The 16,239-nt window shown below is 72.9% G+C and carries 16 protein-coding genes; 8 read left to right on the forward strand and 8 right to left on the reverse strand.

Annotated features, from left to right (window positions below; all coding sequences use genetic code 11):
• Positions 1-135: 135 nt before the first annotated feature.
• Positions 136-819, forward strand: coding sequence for a PAQR family membrane homeostasis protein TrhA (gene trhA / locus ABT001_RS08395; protein ID WP_351274185.1), 684 nt, complete (start codon positions 136-138; stop codon positions 817-819).
• Between the two features lie 58 nt (positions 820-877).
• On the opposite strand, the gene ABT001_RS08400 is transcribed toward trhA, so the two are convergent.
• Complete coding sequence (locus ABT001_RS08400) at positions 878-2,902, reverse strand: thioredoxin domain-containing protein (RefSeq protein ID WP_351274187.1); 2,025 nt, start codon at positions 2,900-2,902, stop codon at positions 878-880.
• A 196-nt stretch (positions 2,903-3,098) separates the two neighbouring features.
• Between ABT001_RS08400 and ABT001_RS08405 the strand changes: the two genes are divergently transcribed.
• Both ABT001_RS08405 and ABT001_RS08410 read left to right on the forward strand, forming a co-directional pair.
• On the forward strand, positions 3,099-3,668 hold the full coding sequence (locus ABT001_RS08405; RefSeq protein WP_351274189.1) for a Uma2 family endonuclease: 570 nt from the start codon (positions 3,099-3,101) through the stop codon (positions 3,666-3,668).
• Positions 3,669-3,807: 139 nt separating this feature from the next.
• Positions 3,808-7,026 (forward strand): tetratricopeptide repeat protein, encoded by a 3,219-nt coding sequence (locus ABT001_RS08410; RefSeq protein ID WP_351274302.1) that lies wholly within the window; start codon positions 3,808-3,810, stop codon positions 7,024-7,026.
• Positions 7,027-7,059: 33 nt separating this feature from the next.
• Here ABT001_RS08410 and ABT001_RS08415 read toward each other — a convergent pair whose 3' ends face one another.
• Both ABT001_RS08415 and ABT001_RS08420 read right to left on the reverse strand, forming a co-directional pair.
• Positions 7,060-7,983 (reverse strand): CPBP family intramembrane glutamic endopeptidase, encoded by a 924-nt coding sequence (locus ABT001_RS08415; RefSeq protein WP_351274192.1) that lies wholly within the window; start codon positions 7,981-7,983, stop codon positions 7,060-7,062.
• Positions 7,980-8,219, reverse strand: a complete 240-nt coding sequence (locus ABT001_RS08420) for a hypothetical protein (RefSeq protein WP_351274195.1) — start codon at positions 8,217-8,219, stop codon at positions 7,980-7,982. Before ABT001_RS08420 ends, ABT001_RS08415 begins: the two co-directional genes overlap by 4 nt.
• A gap of 173 nt (positions 8,220-8,392) precedes the next feature.
• Between ABT001_RS08420 and ABT001_RS08425 the strand changes: the two genes are divergently transcribed.
• Positions 8,393-9,667: a sensor histidine kinase gene (locus ABT001_RS08425; protein WP_351274198.1), complete on the forward strand. Its 1,275-nt coding sequence runs from the start codon at positions 8,393-8,395 to the stop codon at positions 9,665-9,667.
• Positions 9,655-10,314, forward strand: a complete 660-nt coding sequence (locus ABT001_RS08430) for a response regulator transcription factor (protein WP_351274201.1) — start codon at positions 9,655-9,657, stop codon at positions 10,312-10,314. The genes ABT001_RS08425 and ABT001_RS08430 overlap by 13 nt, the downstream gene beginning before the upstream one ends.
• Positions 10,315-10,369: 55 nt before the next feature.
• Here the strand turns inward: ABT001_RS08430 and ABT001_RS08435 are convergent, their stop codons facing one another.
• Both ABT001_RS08435 and mca read right to left on the reverse strand, forming a co-directional pair.
• Complete coding sequence (locus ABT001_RS08435) at positions 10,370-10,642, reverse strand: hypothetical protein (protein WP_351274204.1); 273 nt, start codon at positions 10,640-10,642, stop codon at positions 10,370-10,372.
• A 1-nt stretch (position 10,643) separates the two neighbouring features.
• The gene (gene mca / locus ABT001_RS08440) at positions 10,644-11,525 is read right to left on the reverse strand and encodes a mycothiol conjugate amidase Mca (RefSeq protein WP_351274206.1); all 882 of its coding nucleotides are present in this window, start codon (positions 11,523-11,525) and stop codon (positions 10,644-10,646) included.
• 97 nt (positions 11,526-11,622) lie between these two features.
• Here mca and ABT001_RS08445 point away from each other — a divergent pair, with 97 nt between their 5' ends.
• Together ABT001_RS08445 and greA are read left to right on the forward strand one after the other, a co-directional pair.
• The gene (locus ABT001_RS08445; protein WP_351274209.1) at positions 11,623-12,027 is read left to right on the forward strand and encodes a DUF4307 domain-containing protein; all 405 of its coding nucleotides are present in this window, start codon (positions 11,623-11,625) and stop codon (positions 12,025-12,027) included.
• Between the two features lie 189 nt (positions 12,028-12,216).
• On the forward strand, positions 12,217-12,714 hold the full coding sequence (gene greA / locus ABT001_RS08450) for a transcription elongation factor GreA (protein WP_351274212.1): 498 nt from the start codon (positions 12,217-12,219) through the stop codon (positions 12,712-12,714).
• Positions 12,715-12,789: 75 nt separating this feature from the next.
• On the opposite strand, the gene ABT001_RS08455 is transcribed toward greA, so the two are convergent.
• Entirely contained in the window at positions 12,790-13,668 is an 879-nt protein-coding gene (locus ABT001_RS08455; protein WP_351274215.1) for an alpha/beta fold hydrolase, read from the reverse strand.
• 124 nt (positions 13,669-13,792) lie between these two features.
• Here ABT001_RS08455 and ABT001_RS08460 point away from each other — a divergent pair, with 124 nt between their 5' ends.
• Positions 13,793-15,739: an AfsR/SARP family transcriptional regulator gene (locus ABT001_RS08460; RefSeq protein ID WP_351274218.1), complete on the forward strand. Its 1,947-nt coding sequence runs from the start codon at positions 13,793-13,795 to the stop codon at positions 15,737-15,739.
• Here ABT001_RS08460 and ABT001_RS08465 read toward each other — a convergent pair.
• Together ABT001_RS08465 and ABT001_RS08470 are read right to left on the reverse strand one after the other, a co-directional pair.
• Positions 15,736-15,975: a DUF7848 domain-containing protein gene (locus ABT001_RS08465; RefSeq protein WP_351274220.1), complete on the reverse strand. Its 240-nt coding sequence runs from the start codon at positions 15,973-15,975 to the stop codon at positions 15,736-15,738. The two genes, ABT001_RS08460 and ABT001_RS08465, sit on opposite strands and share 4 nt — an antisense overlap.
• Positions 15,972-16,208 carry a hypothetical protein gene (locus ABT001_RS08470; RefSeq protein WP_351274223.1) on the reverse strand — a complete coding sequence of 79 codons (237 nt, stop codon included), beginning with the start codon at positions 16,206-16,208 and terminating at the stop codon, positions 15,972-15,974. The genes ABT001_RS08465 and ABT001_RS08470 overlap by 4 nt, the downstream gene beginning before the upstream one ends.
• Positions 16,209-16,239 lie beyond the last annotated feature (31 nt).

Genomic DNA, 16,239 nt, shown 5'->3' on the forward strand with positions numbered 1-16,239 from the left:
TTCCCCTGGCGCTCATCCGGTGCCGACCGCACTCATTTGATCATCCGGCCAACTCGCCCATATGTCCAGGGGGCCGCCCACGTGAGCATCACCACTCGGGTCGGTTACCTACGGAAGCGTAGGTAGCATGCGGATATGACTTCTGCCGCCTCCGAGTCCGGGCCCGTCGAGCTCACCGACCCCGTCCCGGTCAAGCCACGGATGCGTGGCTGGCTGCACGCCGGGATGTTCCCCGCCGTGGTCATCGCCGGTATCACCCTGATCGCCCTGGCCGACAGCACCCGCGCGCGGGTCGCCTGTGCCGTGTACGTACTCAGCGCCTGCCTGCTGTTCGGTGTGAGCGGGATCTACCACCGGGGCACCTGGGGCCCGCGCGGCGAGGCGGTGCTGCGCAGGCTGGACCACGCGAACATCTTCCTGATCATCGCGGGGACCTACACGCCCCTGGCTCTCCTGCTGCTGCCCGAGTCCACCAGCCGTCCGCTCATGTGGGCGATCTGGGGTGCCGCGGCGGCCGGCATCGCCTTCCGCGTCTTCTGGGTCGGCGCCCCGCGCTGGCTCTACACCCCGTGCTACATCGCCATGGGCTGGGCGGCGGTGTTCTTCCTGCCGGACTTCATGCGCGCCGGCGGCATCGCGGTGCTGGTCCTCGTCGTCGTCGGCGGGCTGCTCTACAGCGTGGGAGGCGTCATCTACGGCCTGAAGCGGCCGAACCCGTCACCCCGCTGGTTCGGCTTCCACGAGGTCTTCCACTCGCTGACACTGGCGGCGTTCATCGCGCACTACGTCGGCATCTCCCTGGTCGCCTACGAGCAGTGAGACGCACCGCCTGACGGAGAGGACGGGCCCGGCCACCGAGGCCGGGCCCGTCCCCGTGTCAGCCGCCGAGCTTCGCCGCCAGCTCCCCCGCGTCCGTGGTCGGCGCGTCGCACACGAAGTGCCGGCAGACGTACGCGGTCGGCGCACCGCCCCTCTGCGGCCGGTCCACCAGCAGCGGGAACTCGGTACCGGCGTCCGGCCCCTCGCCCGCCGCGACGACCGCCCCGGGCGCCCGGCCCAGCAGCGCCGTCCGGTGCAGCTCGCCGCCGACCGGTCCGGTCACGGCGACCTCGCGGGGGCCGTCCAGCAGCGCTTCTGCGACCGCCAGCCCCCAGCCGATGAACCGGGGCGCCTTCGGGCCGAGCGCACCGACGATCCCCAGAGCGCCCTCGGCCGCCGTGCGGTGCGCCTCGGAGCCGGTGTGGGCGGCGTAGGAGAGCAGCGCGCCCGCGGCTGCCGTCCAGCCCGCCGGGGTGGCGCTGTCGGTGGGGTCCTGGGGGCGGCGGATCAGCCGCTCCGCGTCGTCGGCCGTGTCGTACAGCTGCCCGCCCTCGCCGGTGAAGCGCTCCAGCACGATGTCCAGCAGGAAGCCCGCGAACTCCAGCCAGGCACCCTCACCGGTGACCGAGGCGAGCGACAGGAACCCCTCGGCGACATCGCCGTAGTCCTCCAGGACCCCCGCGTTGTCGCCGGCCCTGCCGTCCCTCGACGTGCGGCAGAGCCGGGCTACGTCCCCCAGGTGCACCCGTACCAGCAGGTCGGCGGCCTCGGTCGCCCGCTCGACGAGGTCCGGGCGGTCGAAGTACGCCCCCGTCTCGGCGAGCGCGGCGATCGCCAGGCCGTTCCAGGCGGCCACGATCTTGTCGTCCCGCTCGGGGCGCGCCCGCAGCTCACGGGCCGCGAGCAGCCGGGCGCGTACGTCCTCGACCCTCGCCCCGTCGTCGGTGTCCGCCTCGCCCGTCCGCACGAGCCGCAGCACGGAGGCCCCCTCCTCGAAGGTGCCCTCCTCGGTCACCCCGAAGTACTCGGCGGCGAAGGTGGCGTCCTCCTCGCCCAGCACCTCGCGCAGCTGCGCGGGCGTCCAGACGTAGAACGCGCCCTCGACGTGCCGTCCCTGCGCGTCCTCGCTGTCGGCGTCCAGGGCGGAGGCGAAGCCGCCCTCGGCGGTCCGCAGCTCGCGCACCATGAAGTCGGCCGTCTCCAGGGCCACCCGGCGGGCCAGGTCCGAGCCCGTGGCGCGCCACAGATGGGCGTACACGCGGCAGAGCAGCGCGTTGTCGTAGAGCATCTTCTCGAAGTGCGGGACGATCCACTCGCGGTCCACCGAATAGCGGGCGAAGCCGCCGCCGAGCTGGTCGTAGATCCCGCCGCGGGCCATGGCGGCGCAGCTGTCGGCGGCCATCTGCAGGGCGCCCTCGGCGCCCGTACGGGCGTGGTGGCGCAGCAGGAACTCGATGACCATGGACGGCGGGAACTTGGGCGCGCCGCCGAAACCGCCGTGCTTCTCGTCGTAGTCACGGGTCAGCCGCAGCAGGGCCTGCGCCAGCTCCGCCTCGCCCGGCACGCCTCCCTCGCCGACGGCCAGGGAGCGGCTCGTGAGGTCGCGGACGATGCGCCCGGCGACCTCTCCGACCTCGTCGCGCCGGTCGGTCCAGGCGGCCACGACCCCTTCGAGGACCTGCTGGAAGGAGGGCATGCCGTGGCGGGACTCGGGCGGGAAGTACGTGCCGAAGTAGAAGGGCTCGGCGTCGGCGGTGAGGAAGACGGTCATCGGCCAGCCGCCCTGGCCGGTGGCTGCCTGCACGGCCTCCATGTAGACGGCGTCGACGTCGGGGCGTTCCTCGCGGTCGACCTTGACCGGCACGAAGTGCGCGTTGAGGTAGGCGGCCACGGCCTCGTCCTCGAAGGACTCGTGGGCCATCACGTGGCACCAGTGGCAGGCGGCGTACCCGACGGACAGCAGGACGGGGACGTCGCGGCGTTTCGCTTCCTCGAAGGCTTCCGGCGACCAGGGCCACCAGTCCACCGGATTGTCCGCGTGCTGAAGCAGATAGGGCGAGGTCACGCCAGCCAGCCGGTTCATACGGCCCAGCCTCTCACAGCACCTGGCCCGACCGGCGTAACCGTCATGGACCCGCCTCGCCCGGTCGGATGGCACTCGTGAGCCATCACGTGGTGGGTGGTTCCTTCCCTTCCGAGTCGGGCGGCCCGGCACCCCGGAACAGTAGGCTGAGCGCAGCGGTGCCGGACCTGCCGAGGCTCCTCGAAGGAGGTACACCATGACCGCCGAGATGGTGGCGCCCGCCTGGATGCACACGCAGATCAGCGCGGAACAGTACGACTCCTGGTCCGAGGAGCAGTGCGTCGGCATCGAGATCGTGGACGGGATGGTCGTCGTGAGCCCGAGCGTCTCCAAGCGCCACAACCGGCTGGCCCGCATCCTGGCCAACGCCCTGGACGCCGCTGCGGGCCCGGACTGGAACGCCGACACAGACTTCGACGTCCGACTGCAGGACGTTCCCCTCACCAACCGCCGCCCGGACGTCATCGTCTACCGGGCGGAGACCATCGACCTCACGCCCACCCGCCCCGAGCACGTACTCCTCGTCGTCGAGGTGGTGTCGCCCGGCTCGGAGACCACAGACCGGATCGTGAAGGTCGACCAGTACGCCAAGGCCGGCATCCCCTTCTACTGGCGGGTCGAGCAGGCCGCTACCGGGGTTCCGATCGTCTACACCTACGTTCTCGACCCCGCCACCAGGGCTTACAGGGACGGCGAGATGTTCACCGGCACGGTGAAGGCCACCGCACCTTTCTCCATCATGGTCGACCTCGGGCCCCTGAAGTAAGCAAGCCGCCCCCTCCGGAGATGAATCCGTCGGGGGCGGCTCCCTGTTGCCGGAGCTCCGGACCGAGGACACTGGACGGTCCACACAGCGGATCCGGCCGCGTCCTGGCCGGGGCCGGGAGCGAGGGGGATCCATGGGGATGCGGGACAGCCATCGGACGGAAGCCGAACGGCTGTTGGTACGTGCCGTCGAGGAAGAGGCACGGCGAACGGGAGGCCGGACGGACTCGGGAGCCCTGCTGGCGCGTGCCCGGGGCGCGCTCGACACCATGGCTGCGGGCGCTGCCGACGAGTACGCGGCCTACACGGCGGCGTTGGACGCCGCCGGAGCGGGTCAGCAGCCGCTGTCGGCGCGGTTCAGCAGGGCGTCGCTCGGAACCCCGCTGCTGGTGACGGGCGTCGCCGCCGCGGCGGCCTTCGGCGCGGACCTGGCGCTCGGCACCGCGACCGGTCTCGCCCTGGGCGCGGGCGCGGTCGTCGCCGTCGCGGGGACGACCGTGACGGTGGCCCGGGTGACCGCGTCGCACTGGCCCGCCGCCCATCGCAGGGCCGGTGAACTCAACCAGCCGGGCGGGCCCGAACAGCTGAGGCTGCAGTGGCTGACCGCTCTGGAGGTACGGGGCATCCGCCCGTTCCTCGACCAGCAGCGGATGCTCAACGCCTCCGCCCGGCCGCCGAAGAAGGCGAGCGGTTCCGTGGTGCCGCAGCTGCGCGGCGGTGACCGCAGCGCGGCCGCGCGCACCCGGTCGGTGCTCGCCCAGTCCTTCGGCCATCTGCCCGCCGTGGAAGGTCCGTTCGCGGGCCGCCGCACCGAACTGGCCCAGATCGCCCGGTGGGTGCACGCCGCCCGCGCCGCGACGGAGACCAGGCCGACCGTCGTCGTCCTGCACGGCGCCCCGGGCTCCGGGCGCACCACGCTCGCCGTGCGGGCCGCGCACGCGCTCAAGGACCAGTTCCGCGGTGCGTGCGTGGTCGATCTGCGGGGCGATGTCTCCGGCGAGACCCCGCTGCCGACCCGGGACGCCCTGCTGCACCTGCTGAACCGGCTGGGCGCACCGCGCGAACAGCTGCTCTTCCGGGAGAGGTCCTCCGCCGAACAGCAGGTGCGCCGCCTCAGCGAGCTCTACCACCAGCACCTGACGGGAACGCCCGTCACGATCGTCCTGGACGACGCGACCGACGCCGCGCAGGTCCGCACCCTCCTGCCCGAGCGCTCCGACAGCCTGGTCCTCGTCACCTCCCGTGAGCCCCTGGAGCTGCCCGCCGACATCCCCGCGACGGTGCACCACCTGCCCGTCGGCGGTCTGGACGCGGCGGGCGCCGAGGAGTTGCTGCGCGAGTCGGCACAGGACGAGGAGGCCGGCCCGTACGACTACCCGTCGACCGACTCCGTCGTCGAACTGTGCGGCGCGCTGCCGCTCGCCCTGCGCGTCGTGGGCTCCGCCCTCGGCGCCCGCAGCCGGGCCGATCTCGCGGAGGCCCTCGCGGCGTACGGCCCGGTCGCGCCCGTCGAGCGGGCCCTGTGGCTGCGCTACACCGATCAGTCCGAACCGGCGAGGCGGCTGCTGCGGCGGCTCGCCCTGGCCGGTCGCGCCAGCCTCGGGGCCGCCGCCGCGGCGTCGCTGCTGTCCTCCGACGAGCAGGAGGCCGGCCGCCTCCTGGAGTCCCTGACCCGGGCCGGGCTCCTGGTCCACGTGCGGGGCGCGCGCTACCGGCTGCACGACCTCGTACGTGACTTCGCCCTGGCCCGGCTGCTCGACGAGGAGTCGGCGGCCGACCGTACGGCCGCACAGGAACGCCTCATCCGGAACTACGCGGAGCTCGCCGACGCGGTGATCCGCATGGTCGACGGCAAGATGTCCACCCGGGCCGGGCAGTTCGGTCCGCACGGCTTCAGCTCGCTGGACGCCGCCCTGCGCTGGCTGGACGACGAGTCGAGCTTCATCACCTCGGCACTGCGGCACACGGAGGGCGTCGACCAGGGCGCGGTGCTCCACCTGCTGGGCGCCCTGTGCGACTACTGCCTGCTGCGCGGCGACCTCTACCGGCTCGGTGAGATCAGCGAGCTGACGCGCGCCGTCGACCACGGGCTCCTGGAACGCTCGGTCCAGTGGCGTACGGGCATCGCGGCCCGGCAGCTCGGGGAGCTCGACAAGGCCCGCACCACGCTGTCCTCGGTCGTCGGTCTGTACCGCGAGGCGGAGAACGACGCGGGCGCCGCCCTCGCGCTCTGCTCGCTCGGCATCACCCTGCACCACCAGGGCAATCTGACCGAGGCCTCGGCGCGGCTGCGCGAGGCACTCGACCTGCAGGCCTCTCCGGAGCAGGCGGAGGACCGGGCCTGGTCCCTGCACGCGCTGGCCGCCGTCGAACGCGACCGGGCCAATCTCGCCGAGGCCCTGACCCTGCTGGACACCGCGCTGGCCCTGCACCGCGAGGGCGAGTCGCTGCACGGCGAGGCCTGGACGCACTTCCAGCTCGGCCAGGTCTGTCTGCGCCTCGGCGAGGTCGCCCGGGCCGAGGAGGAGCTGTCCGCCGCGCTGGAGCTGTACGGCCGGACCCGGGACGAGCGCGGGGAGGCCTGGGCCCTGACGCAGCTGGCCCGCGCCCGGCTGCTCGACGGCGATCCCGCTCCGGCGGTGGAGCAGCTGCGTGAGGCCCTCGACCGGCACCGGGCCAACGAGGACGCCCGGGGCGAGGCGTGGACGCGGTACTACATGGGGCAGGCGCTGGAGGAGGACGGCGACACCGACCAGGCGGTACGGGAGCTGGAGCGGGCCCGCACGATGTTCTCCCGGATGCGTGACGTGTACGGGCTGGCGTGTGCCCGCCATCACTCGGGGCGCGTCACCCGCGACCAGCGGGCCGCGCAGACGGGCAACCTGCGCAACTCCGGTTTCGCCCGGCAGCTCCTGGTCGACGCCCGCGCCGACTTCCGGCGGATCGGGGTGGCCCACGGCGAGGCCTGGACCTGCCTGGAGCTGGCCCTGGTCGACGGCGGGAACAACCGTGCGGCGCAGGCCCTGGAGCTCTGCGGCGAGGCGATCACCCTGTTCGCCTCGTACGGAGACGTCCGTGGCGGCGACTGGGCGGCGTTCCTGCGGTGCACGCTGCTGCCGTACGCCTCGCCGGGCGGCAGCGAGGTGGGCACGGCGGTGGCCCAGCAGGAGCTCACGGACCTGCTGGGGGCCGCGCATCCACTGCGGGACGCGAAGCTGGAGGAGTGCGCGGCGGCGTTCCTCGTGGCCCTGAACCGTGGGGTGGACCTGGACGACGGCTGGCAGGCCTGGCGCCTGGGCCTGACACCGTCCCGGCACGCCCGCGAGGTGATGGGGGTGCCGGTGGGCGTACGGCCCTGACGGCTGTCCTGTAATCCCTGCGCCCGCCAGGGATTACGGGACAGCTCTGTCACGCGGAAGTCCGAGCCGGCCGCGGGTGGCGACGAGCAGGACGGCCGCCACGACGGTGGAGCTGACCAGGAAGGCGTGGGCCGCGTACGAATCGCCCAGGGTCGGGAAGACGTCCGAGTACGCGATGGAGAAGAAGTTGTTCACGCCGGTGTGCAGCAGCATGGCCAGCAGCAGGCTCTGCCTGGTGTGGTTGAAGAGCCACGTCATGACGAAGCTGAAGGCGATCGTGGTGGCCACGAATTCGAACGGGGTGTACCAGAGGACGGTGCCGCCCCAGTCGGTGAGGAACAGCGGGAGGTGCCAGACGCCCCACAGCGGGCCGAGGATCAGCGTGCCGACGACCGGTCCGTACGCGCTCTGGAGCCGGGGCATCGCGAAGTCGCGCCAGCCAGGCTCCTCGGCGATGCCGGTGGTGAGCATCTGCAGGAGCAGCCCGGGCAGGAACGCGGCGAGCACCATGGCGCTCGGCATGACGGGGCTCCGGCCGCCCAGCGCGTACAAGGTGAGCACGAGCACGAGGGGGACGGCGACGATGACACCGGCCCACCAGCGCCAGCTGACCCGCCAGGCGGTCATCCGGCCCACCCAGGCGCGGAGCCCCGGGCGTCCCTCGGTGATGATCGTGACGAGGAACGCCGACAGGATCGGGCCGAGGTAGGCGCCCGGAAGGACCCCCAGCAGCTGGCTTCCGCCGGTGTCGCCCCCGGGGAAGGTGAAGTCGAGGACGCCCTGGCCGTTCCCGGACAGGATGTACGGCACCCAGGCCACCCAGCTCATCAGGAAGGCGAGCGAGAAGAACCAGATCAGGGGCGCGCGGCGGATGCTCCCCCGCACGCCGCCGCCCGGCCGGGGCCCGGCGGCGGCGGGCGGCGGAGGGCCGACGCCGAGCTGTTGCTGGACGGTCACAGGGCTGCCCTCGCGGTCTTCTCGGCGGACGCGGTCCGACGATGGTGCAGGACGAGTCCGACGCCGCAGGCGAGCGTGGCGAGCCCGAAGGCGACGGAGACGACGACCGTGACCCCGTCCATCGTCGAGGTGACCGCGTTGCAGACGGCGCAGAGCAGGAGCAGCGCCCACAGCACGGGCCGCAGCAGGCCACGGGAGGGGCTTGCCGCCGTGCGTCCGGGGAGGGGATCGTTCATCGTCTTCTCCTTGTCCGAGGGGGAGTTGGGGTACGGACAGGACGCTACGGACGCGCCGTGCGGCGGACGATCCGGCCAGGTGGAGAACGGAAGTACAGCAGGCTGTACCAACGTTCCCCCGGCCCTCCCCCGCCCGGTGCCGGGTGTCATAGTGGCGTCGCACTGGAGGTGGGATGCCCACGCACGACACGTCACCGGTGGCCGGTCACCGACCGGCCCGCCCCCTGGGCGTCCTCGCACGCGCCCGTGCCGCACTGGACTCCTTCGAGCACCTCGTCGGTGGCATCGGTACGGCGATCCTCGCCCTGGTCATGCTGCTGTGGCTGGTGTTCACCGCGGTGACCTGCCTGTTCGGCATCGGTCTGCTGCTGGTGCCCGGCACCCTGCGGGCGCTGCGCGCCGTGGCAGGCCGCGAGCGCGCACGGCTGTCCCGGTGGGGCCCGGAGATCATCGGCCGCGGGCCCGGGCCCACCCGGCTGCGCGAGGCGGTCACCGACCCGGCCACCCGCCGCGAGGTGGGCTGGGTCGCCTCCCACGCGGTCCTGGGGACGGCCCTGGGCCTGGTCGGGATGACGCTCCCCTTCACCTCGGTGACCGACGCGTCGTTCCCGCTGTGGTGGGGTCTCGTCCCGCCTGCGGAGGCCACTCCCTCGATCGGTCTGTGGACGGTGCGCGACTGGCCGGGTGCCTTCGCCGTGAGTCTGCTCGGCGTCGGCTGGCTGGCCGTCACCCTGGCCGTCGTACCGGGGATGGCGTGGCTCCAGGCTTGGCCCGGGCGGCGGTTGCTGGCCCCTCCGCCCGGCACCGACCTCGTGATGCGTGTCGCCCAGCTCACCTCGACGCGTGCGGCCGCCCTGGACGCGCACGCCGCCGAGCTCCGCCGGATCGAACGGGCGCTGCACGACGGCGCCCAGAACCGTCTGGTCGCCGTCACCGTGCTGCTCGGGGCGTCCCGCCGGGCGGTGGCCCGTGACCCGGCCGGCGCCGACGCCCTCCTGGAACGCGCGCAGGGCGCCGCCGAGCAGGCACTCGCGGAGCTGCGCGCCGTGGTGCGCGCCATCCTGCCGCCGGTGCTGGCCGACCGGAGCCTCGGCGACGCGCTCTCGGGTCTGGCGGCCAACTGCCCGGTGCCCTGCCGGGTGGAGGCCGACGTGGACGGACGCTTCGCCGCGTCCGTCGAAGCGACCGCCTACTTCGTGGTGGCGGAGACGCTGACCAACGTCGCCAGGCACAGCGGGGCGGCGCACGCCGCCGTCACGGTCCACCACGACGACGGGCGGCTGCGGGTCCGGGTCACCGACGACGGGCGCGGCGGGGCGGACGAACACGGCGGGTCCGGCCTGGCCGGCATCCGCAAGCGCGTCGAGGCACTCGACGGCGTATTCACTCTGGCCAGCCCACCGGGTGGGCCCACGACACTGGAGGCCGAACTGCCGTGCGGATCGTGATCGCGGAGGATGATCCGCTGCTGAGGGAAGGCCTCGCGCTGCTGCTGCGCGCGGAGGGGCTCGACGTCGTGGCGACCACGGGTGGCCCCGACACCTTCCTGGACGCGGTGGACGAGCACCGGCCCGACGTGGCGATCGTCGACGTGCGGATGCCGCCGACGCACACCGACGAGGGGATCAGGGCGGCCGTGGAGGCACGGCGCCGCCAACCAGGTCTGCCGGTCCTCGTGCTCTCCGCCTACGTCGAGCAGGCCTTCGCCACGGATCTGCTCTCCGAGGGCAGCGCGGGGCTCGGCTACCTGCTCAAGGAGCGGGTCGGCCGGGTCGAGGAGTTCCTGACCGCGCTGGAGCGCGTCGCCGCCGGCGGGACGGCCATCGACCCGGAGGTCGTCGCGCAGCTCTTCGCACGCACCCGCCCCGACGCCCACCTGGACCGGCTGAGCCCGCGCGAGCGCGATGTGCTGGCACTGATGGCGGAGGGCCTGGGCAACACGGCGATAGCCGCACGTCTCTTCGTCACGGACGGCGCCGTCCACAAGCACATCCGGAGCATCTTCGCCAAGCTGGACCTGGCACCGGCGGACCGTACGGACCGCCGGGTCGCGGCCGTGCTGCGCCATCTCGACGACGCGCGCCGCCGGGGCTGAGCCCGCCGGCACGGCCACCTCCGTCCAGCCCTGCGGGGGAAGTGGCCGAGCGGCGTCAGCCCTTGCCCTGAGCGGCCGCCTTCGACTTCTCGGCGGAGGCGCCCGCCTTCTCCGCGGCCTCGGTGTCCGCCGGCTTCGCGGCCGGGTCGGGGGCCTCCTCGAAGTCGACCCTGCCCATGTGGCGGTTCATCGACTTCATCAGGAGCCACACCCCGACGGCGAGCGCCGCGAAGACGAGGAAGCCGAGAACGCCGGGGGTGACCTTGTTCTCGTCGAGCTCCTTGGCGGCGAGCGGAACGAACTGCGTCAGTGCCTGGGTCGCGTACATATCAGGCATTGTCGCGGATGCCCGCGAAGAGGTCGCTCTCGGGGAGGGAAGTAGCGACCAGAGACTTGGCGAGCTCGTACTCCTCGGTCGGCCAGACCTCCCGCTGGACGTCCATCGGGACGCGGAACCAGCCGCCGTCCGGGTCGATCTGCGTGGCGTGCGCGATCAGCGCCTTGTCGCGGATCTCGAAGAAGTCGTCGCACGGGATGTGCGTGGTCAGCGTGCGCTCGGCGCGCTCGAACTCCTTCCAGCGCTCCAACCAGTCGCCGTACGGGGACTCCAGCCCACGGGCGAGGAGCGCCTCGTGCAGGGCGACCGTGCGCGGCTTGTTGAAACCCTGGTTGTAGTACAGCTTCTGCGGCTGGAAGGCCGGGCCGAACTCCGCCTCGGGGAACCGCTCGGTGTCCGCGGCGCCCTCGAACGCGATCATCGAGATCGTGTGCGTCTTGATGTGGTCGGGGTGCGGGTACCCGCCGTTCTCGTCGTACGTGGTGATCACCTGCGGCCGGAACGCGCGGATCTTCGCGACGAGGCGCCCCGCCGCCGTCTCGTCGTCCTCCAGCGCGAAGCAGCCCTCGGGCAGCGGAGGCAGCGGGTCGCCCTCGGGCAGACCCGAGTCGACGAAGCCGAGCCACTCCTGCTTGACGCCCAGGATCTCCCTGGCCTCGTCCATCTCCTTCTTGCGCACCTCGTGGATGTTCGCCTCGATGTACGCGTCCCCCTGGAGCTTCGGATTGAGGATGGATCCCCGCTCGCCCCCCGTGCAGGTGACGACCAGGACGTCCACCCCCTCGGACACGTACTTGGCCATGGTGGCCGCGCCCTTGCTCGACTCGTCGTCGGGGTGGGCGTGAACGGCCATCAGTCGCAGCTGCTCGGTCAAGACTCGGTCCTCAGTGATTCGTCGCAGTGGTCGGCTTCTATAGTGACTGAACCGGGGGGTGGAAAATTCCTCGATCCCCTGTACGGGAGGAACGATCATGGCAGCGGTTCGCGAGGCCTTGCCCGAGGGGCGCTACGGCCGGTCGCAGGATCAGCGGGCGGACCGCAAGCTGCGGATCACCGGTTCGGTGCTGGGTGTGGCCTTCCTCGCGATGATCGGCTGGTTCGGTTACGACTACGTGGCCGGCCAGGACGTCAGCGCCGAACTCATCAAGTCCAAGATCGTCTCCGACGCCCGCGCCGAGGTCCACCTGGAGGTCCGCAAGGACCGGGACGCCGACGGGCACTGCACGCTCCGCGCCCTGAGCGAGGACGGCGCGGAGGTCGGCCGGGCGGACTTCCGCTTCGCCGAGCGCACCGACCGGATCGACGAGGTGGTCTCCCTGCGCACCACCTCCAGGGCGACGGCCGTCGAGCTCAAGGGGTGCACCACGGGGAGCTGACCGCACCGGGGCGCGCGCCGCCCCCGATGCACCCTCTCTCGTGCTGACCTGCGCGGACAAGTGTGTGACGTTTTACCTTCTCCCCCTTTTCGCGCGAAATTGTTAGGCTCGTTGTTTCGCCCACCCGTGGCAGCGCATGCTTGGGGTAGGGCGTTGCTTTGTATTCCCAGCACCGACGAGGAGCACCCTGTGACCCAGACCAGCGATAACGTCACCTGGCTCACGCCGGAGGCGTACAACCAGCTGAAGGCAGAGCTGGAGTACCTGTCTGGTCCCGCGCGCACGGAGATCTCCGTCAAGATCGCGGCGGCCCGCGAGGAGGGTGACCTCCGCGAGAACGGCGGCTACCACGCGGCCAAGGAGGAGCAGGGCAAGATGGAGCTCCGGGTCCGTCAGCTGACCCAGCTCCTGGAGCACGCGAAGGTCGGCGAAGCCCCGGCCGACGACGGCGTGGTCGAGCCCGGCATGGTCGTGACGATCGCCTTCGACGGCGACCCGGACGACACCGTCACCTTCCTGCTCGCCTCCCGCGAGTACGCGAGCTCCGACATCGAGACCTACTCCCCCCAGTCCCCGCTCGGCATGGGCGTGAACGGCAAGCGGATGGGCGAGGACGCGGAGTACGAGCTGCCGAACGGCAAGAAGGCCACGGTGAAGATCGTCTCGGCGAAGCCCTACCAGGGCTGACCCCACACACACATCACGGAGCCCCGACCGCGCATGCGGCCGGGGCTCCGTCGTGCCCGGGGGCGGGCGGTGGTCTCAGCGGGCCAGCAGGTCCACGATCGCCGACGTGATCTCGTCGGGTGCCTCCTCGGCCATGAAGTGCCCCGCCCGGGTCAGCCGGTGGTCCAGGTCCGGTGCCCACGCCTTCCACACCCCGGCGGCGTCGTAGCCGAGCCGCGCGCCCCAGTCCTGCTGGACGACCGTCACGGGCATGGCCAGCTGCGACCCGGCGTCCAGGTCCGCCTGGTCGTGCGTGACGTCGATGCCCGCCGAGGCCCGGTAGTCCGCGACGATCGACGTCACCGCCATGGCGCTCGCCCGCAGGTACTCACCACGCACCTCCTGCGGCATTGCGGCCGGGTCGGCGGCCCAGGCTTCGAGGAACGAGCCGAAGAACGCGTCCGCGCTGTTGGCGATCATCTCCTCCGGCAGGCCCGGCGGCTGCGCCATGAGGAACAGGTGGTAACCGACCGCCGCCGAGGCGCCGTGCAGGACGTTCCACATGTCGAGCGTCGGCACGACGTCGAGGATGCCCAGGTGCGTGATGGTCTCGGGGTGGTCCAGCCCCGCGCGGAAGGCGACCAGGGCGCCCCGGTCGTGGCCGACGAGGGCGAAGCGCTCGTGGCCGAGCGCCGCCGCCAGGGCGACGACGTCGGCGGCCATGGTGCGCTTGGCGTAGACCTCGGGCCCGGTGGCGGCCGGCCTGTCGCTGGCGCCGTAGCCCCGCAGGTCAGGGCAGATCACCGTGTGATCGTCGGCGAGCCGCTCGGCGACGTGCCGCCACATCAGGTGGGTCTGGGGGAAGCCGTGCAGCAGCACCACCGGGCTGCCGCTGCCGCCGACGGCGGCAGCCAGCTCCACACCGTCCTCGCCGGGCAGGCGGACGTGATCGAAGCCGGGAAGGGTGAGCGCCATGAGGGACCGTCCTTGCGGGTCGGGGGGCTGTGTCGGGGGCTGACCGGATCAGCCTGGGCGACGGCGATCAGCAGCCGATCAGTACGGTGCGGCGCGGCCGGTTCCCGGCACGGAGGATGGGGGCATGCGAATCGACGTACTCGGCGCCGTGCGGGCCTTCCACGACGACGGCAGTCCGGTCGGCCTGGGCGGGCCCCGCCATCGCGAGGTACTCGCCCGGCTCGTGGCCGCCGAAGGACGGATGGTCACCACCGACACCCTCGTCGACGACCTGTGGACCGACCCGCCGGCCCGCGCGGTGGGCGCTCTTCGCACGTTCGTCGCCGCCCTGCGCCGCGCCCTCGAACCCGACCGGCCGCCCCGCGATCCACCGCGCGTGCTCGTCACCGAAGGCCCCGGCTACGCGCTGCGCCTGCCGCGCGAGGACGTGGACGTCCACCGCTTCCAGGACGCCCTGGCCCGCGCCCGGCACCACCCCGACGCGGTGACCGGCCTCGGCACGGAACTCGCGGCCTGGCGCGGACCCGCCTACGCCGATGTGACCGGCTCCGAGTGGGCGCGGCGCGAGCGGACCCGGCTGGAGGAGCTGCGGCTGGAAGGGGTGGAACTGCGCGCCCGCATCCTCCTCGACTCCGGGGAAGGCGCCGGCCTCGTCGCCGAACTGGGCGCCCACGTCGCCGAGCACCCGTGGCGTGAGCCGGCCTGGGGACTGCTCGCCCGCGCACTCCACCGCGCGGGCCGCCAGGCCGACGCGCTCGCCACCCTCCGCCGCGCCCGCGCGATGCTCGTCGACCGGCTCGGCCTCGACCCGGGTGCCGACCTCCAACGCCTGGAGACGGACATCCTCAACGGATACGTGCCCGCCGAACGGACGCGTACCGCATGGACCGGCCCCGGTGCCCGGCTCGGCCCGCGCACCACCGTGGATCTGGCCCGCACCCTCGCGCTGGCGGGTGGCGACGCCCTCGTCCACTCGCGGCGCGACCGCCTCGCCGCCGTACGGGCCGCGGAACGCACGGGAGACCCCGCCCTGACCGCCCGGATCATCGGCGCCTACGACGTACCCGCCCTCTGGAGCCGGGCCGACGACCCCGAGCAGTGCCGGACCGTCGTCGCGACCGCCGAGCGCACCCTCACCGCGCTCGGCCCCGACGGTCCGGCCGACCTGGTGGCCCGGCTCCTGGCCACGGTCGCCGTCGAGACCCGCAGCGCCGACGCGTCCGCGACCGAGCTGACCCGCGCCCGGCAGGCGGCACGGCAGGCCGAGGCGCTGGCACGGGACCTGGGCGATCCCGCCCTGCTGGCGTTCGCCCTCGACGGGGTGTTCCTGCACTCCTTCGCCCGCCCCGGGCTCGCGACGGTACGGGACGGGATCGGCGCCGAGATCCTCGACCTGGCCACCCGGTACGGGCTGCCGAACTTCGCCGTACTGGGCCGCCTCGTCCGCCTGCAGTCCGCCTCCGCCCTCGGCGACCTCGACGCCGCGACCACCCACGCGGAGGCGGCCGAACAGCTCGCCGCCACCACCGAGGCGCCCCTCGTCCCCGTCCTCACCGGGTGGTTCCGGGCCCGGGTCACGGCCGCCCGCTCCACCGGACCCGGCGGACCGACCGCCGCCACGGCTGCCGCGCACTACCGCACGGCAGAGGACTCCCTACGGACCGCCGGAATGCCGGGGCTGCACCGAGGCCTCTTCCCCCTCGCCCTGCTGGGGCTGCGCCTGCTGCACGACCGGCCCGCGCCCACCGACCCGCACCTCGACTGGGGCCCGTACCGCCCGTGGACCCTCCCTCTCGTCCTGCTGGCCGAGAACCGGGCCGAGGAGGCCCGCGCCGCCCTCGCCACAGCGCCCGAGCCACCCCCCGACCACATGCAGGAGGCCCTGTGGTGCCTGACCGCCCACGCCGCCGCACACCTCGGCGAACGCGCGACAGCCGCACGGGCGGTGGCCGCCCTGCGCGATGCCCGCGGTGAACACGCGGGCGCCGCGAGCGGGTTGCTGACCCTGGGCCCGGTGGCGCGCTTCCTGGCGGAGGCGGAGGCCTGCGCGGGGACGGGGGAGCCCGGCTAGGCACTCATCCACGTCCTCCACGGGCGCGTGACCACCTCGCGGTACGTGTGATGAGAAGGGTTCCGCCCCGAGTGCGCGAGGGCCCACTCCTGCGGCTCCACCCAGTCCTCGGAGCGCTCGGACTTCTCGGAGCAGACGACGCAGAGGAGCGTGTAGGTCACCGGCTCGGCGTCCGGCTCCCGGTCCGGGGCGAGGGTCCACGTCACGTGCCGGACGACGGCACGGGCGGGCGTCATACCCGGTTCCTGGACCAGTAGTTGGCGACCGCGACCCGGGCGCTGAGCGCCTCGACCGAGGTCAGCTCCACCAGGGAGCCGGGATCCACCTCCCAGCGCGTGCCGCCGCACAGGGCATGCAGACGGAAGGCCCCCTCGGGAGCACGCCGCACGATGCCGATCCGACCCGACGCCGTGTCCCGTATGACCGAGCCGATCTCGATGCGGGGCTCGGCTTGCTCGTTACTCGCCATGACGCTCAAGCTACGGAGGGTGATGACGACC

This window comes from Streptomyces sp. NPDC002793 (assembly GCF_040295485.1).
Classification (GTDB): domain Bacteria; phylum Actinomycetota; class Actinomycetes; order Streptomycetales; family Streptomycetaceae; genus Streptomyces.

Coding starts and splice junctions, on each gene's coding strand:
- ABT001_RS08425 (WP_351274198.1), top strand. CDS start 8,393: ATGCCCACGCACGACACGTCACCGGTGGCCGGTCACCGACCGGCCCGC.
- ABT001_RS08405 (WP_351274189.1), top strand. CDS start 3,099: ATGACCGCCGAGATGGTGGCGCCCGCCTGGATGCACACGCAGATCAGC.
- ABT001_RS08400 (WP_351274187.1), bottom strand. CDS start 2,902: ATGAACCGGCTGGCTGGCGTGACCTCGCCCTATCTGCTTCAGCACGCG.
- ABT001_RS08460 (WP_351274218.1), top strand. CDS start 13,793: ATGCGAATCGACGTACTCGGCGCCGTGCGGGCCTTCCACGACGACGGC.
- ABT001_RS08445 (WP_351274209.1), top strand. CDS start 11,623: ATGGCAGCGGTTCGCGAGGCCTTGCCCGAGGGGCGCTACGGCCGGTCG.
- ABT001_RS08410 (WP_351274302.1), top strand. CDS start 3,808: ATGCGGGACAGCCATCGGACGGAAGCCGAACGGCTGTTGGTACGTGCC.
- ABT001_RS08420 (WP_351274195.1), bottom strand. CDS start 8,219: ATGAACGATCCCCTCCCCGGACGCACGGCGGCAAGCCCCTCCCGTGGC.
- ABT001_RS08455 (WP_351274215.1), bottom strand. CDS start 13,668: ATGGCGCTCACCCTTCCCGGCTTCGATCACGTCCGCCTGCCCGGCGAG.
- trhA (WP_351274185.1), top strand. CDS start 136: ATGACTTCTGCCGCCTCCGAGTCCGGGCCCGTCGAGCTCACCGACCCC.
- ABT001_RS08470 (WP_351274223.1), bottom strand. CDS start 16,208: ATGGCGAGTAACGAGCAAGCCGAGCCCCGCATCGAGATCGGCTCGGTC.
- ABT001_RS08465 (WP_351274220.1), bottom strand. CDS start 15,975: ATGACGCCCGCCCGTGCCGTCGTCCGGCACGTGACGTGGACCCTCGCC.
- ABT001_RS08435 (WP_351274204.1), bottom strand. CDS start 10,642: ATGTACGCGACCCAGGCACTGACGCAGTTCGTTCCGCTCGCCGCCAAG.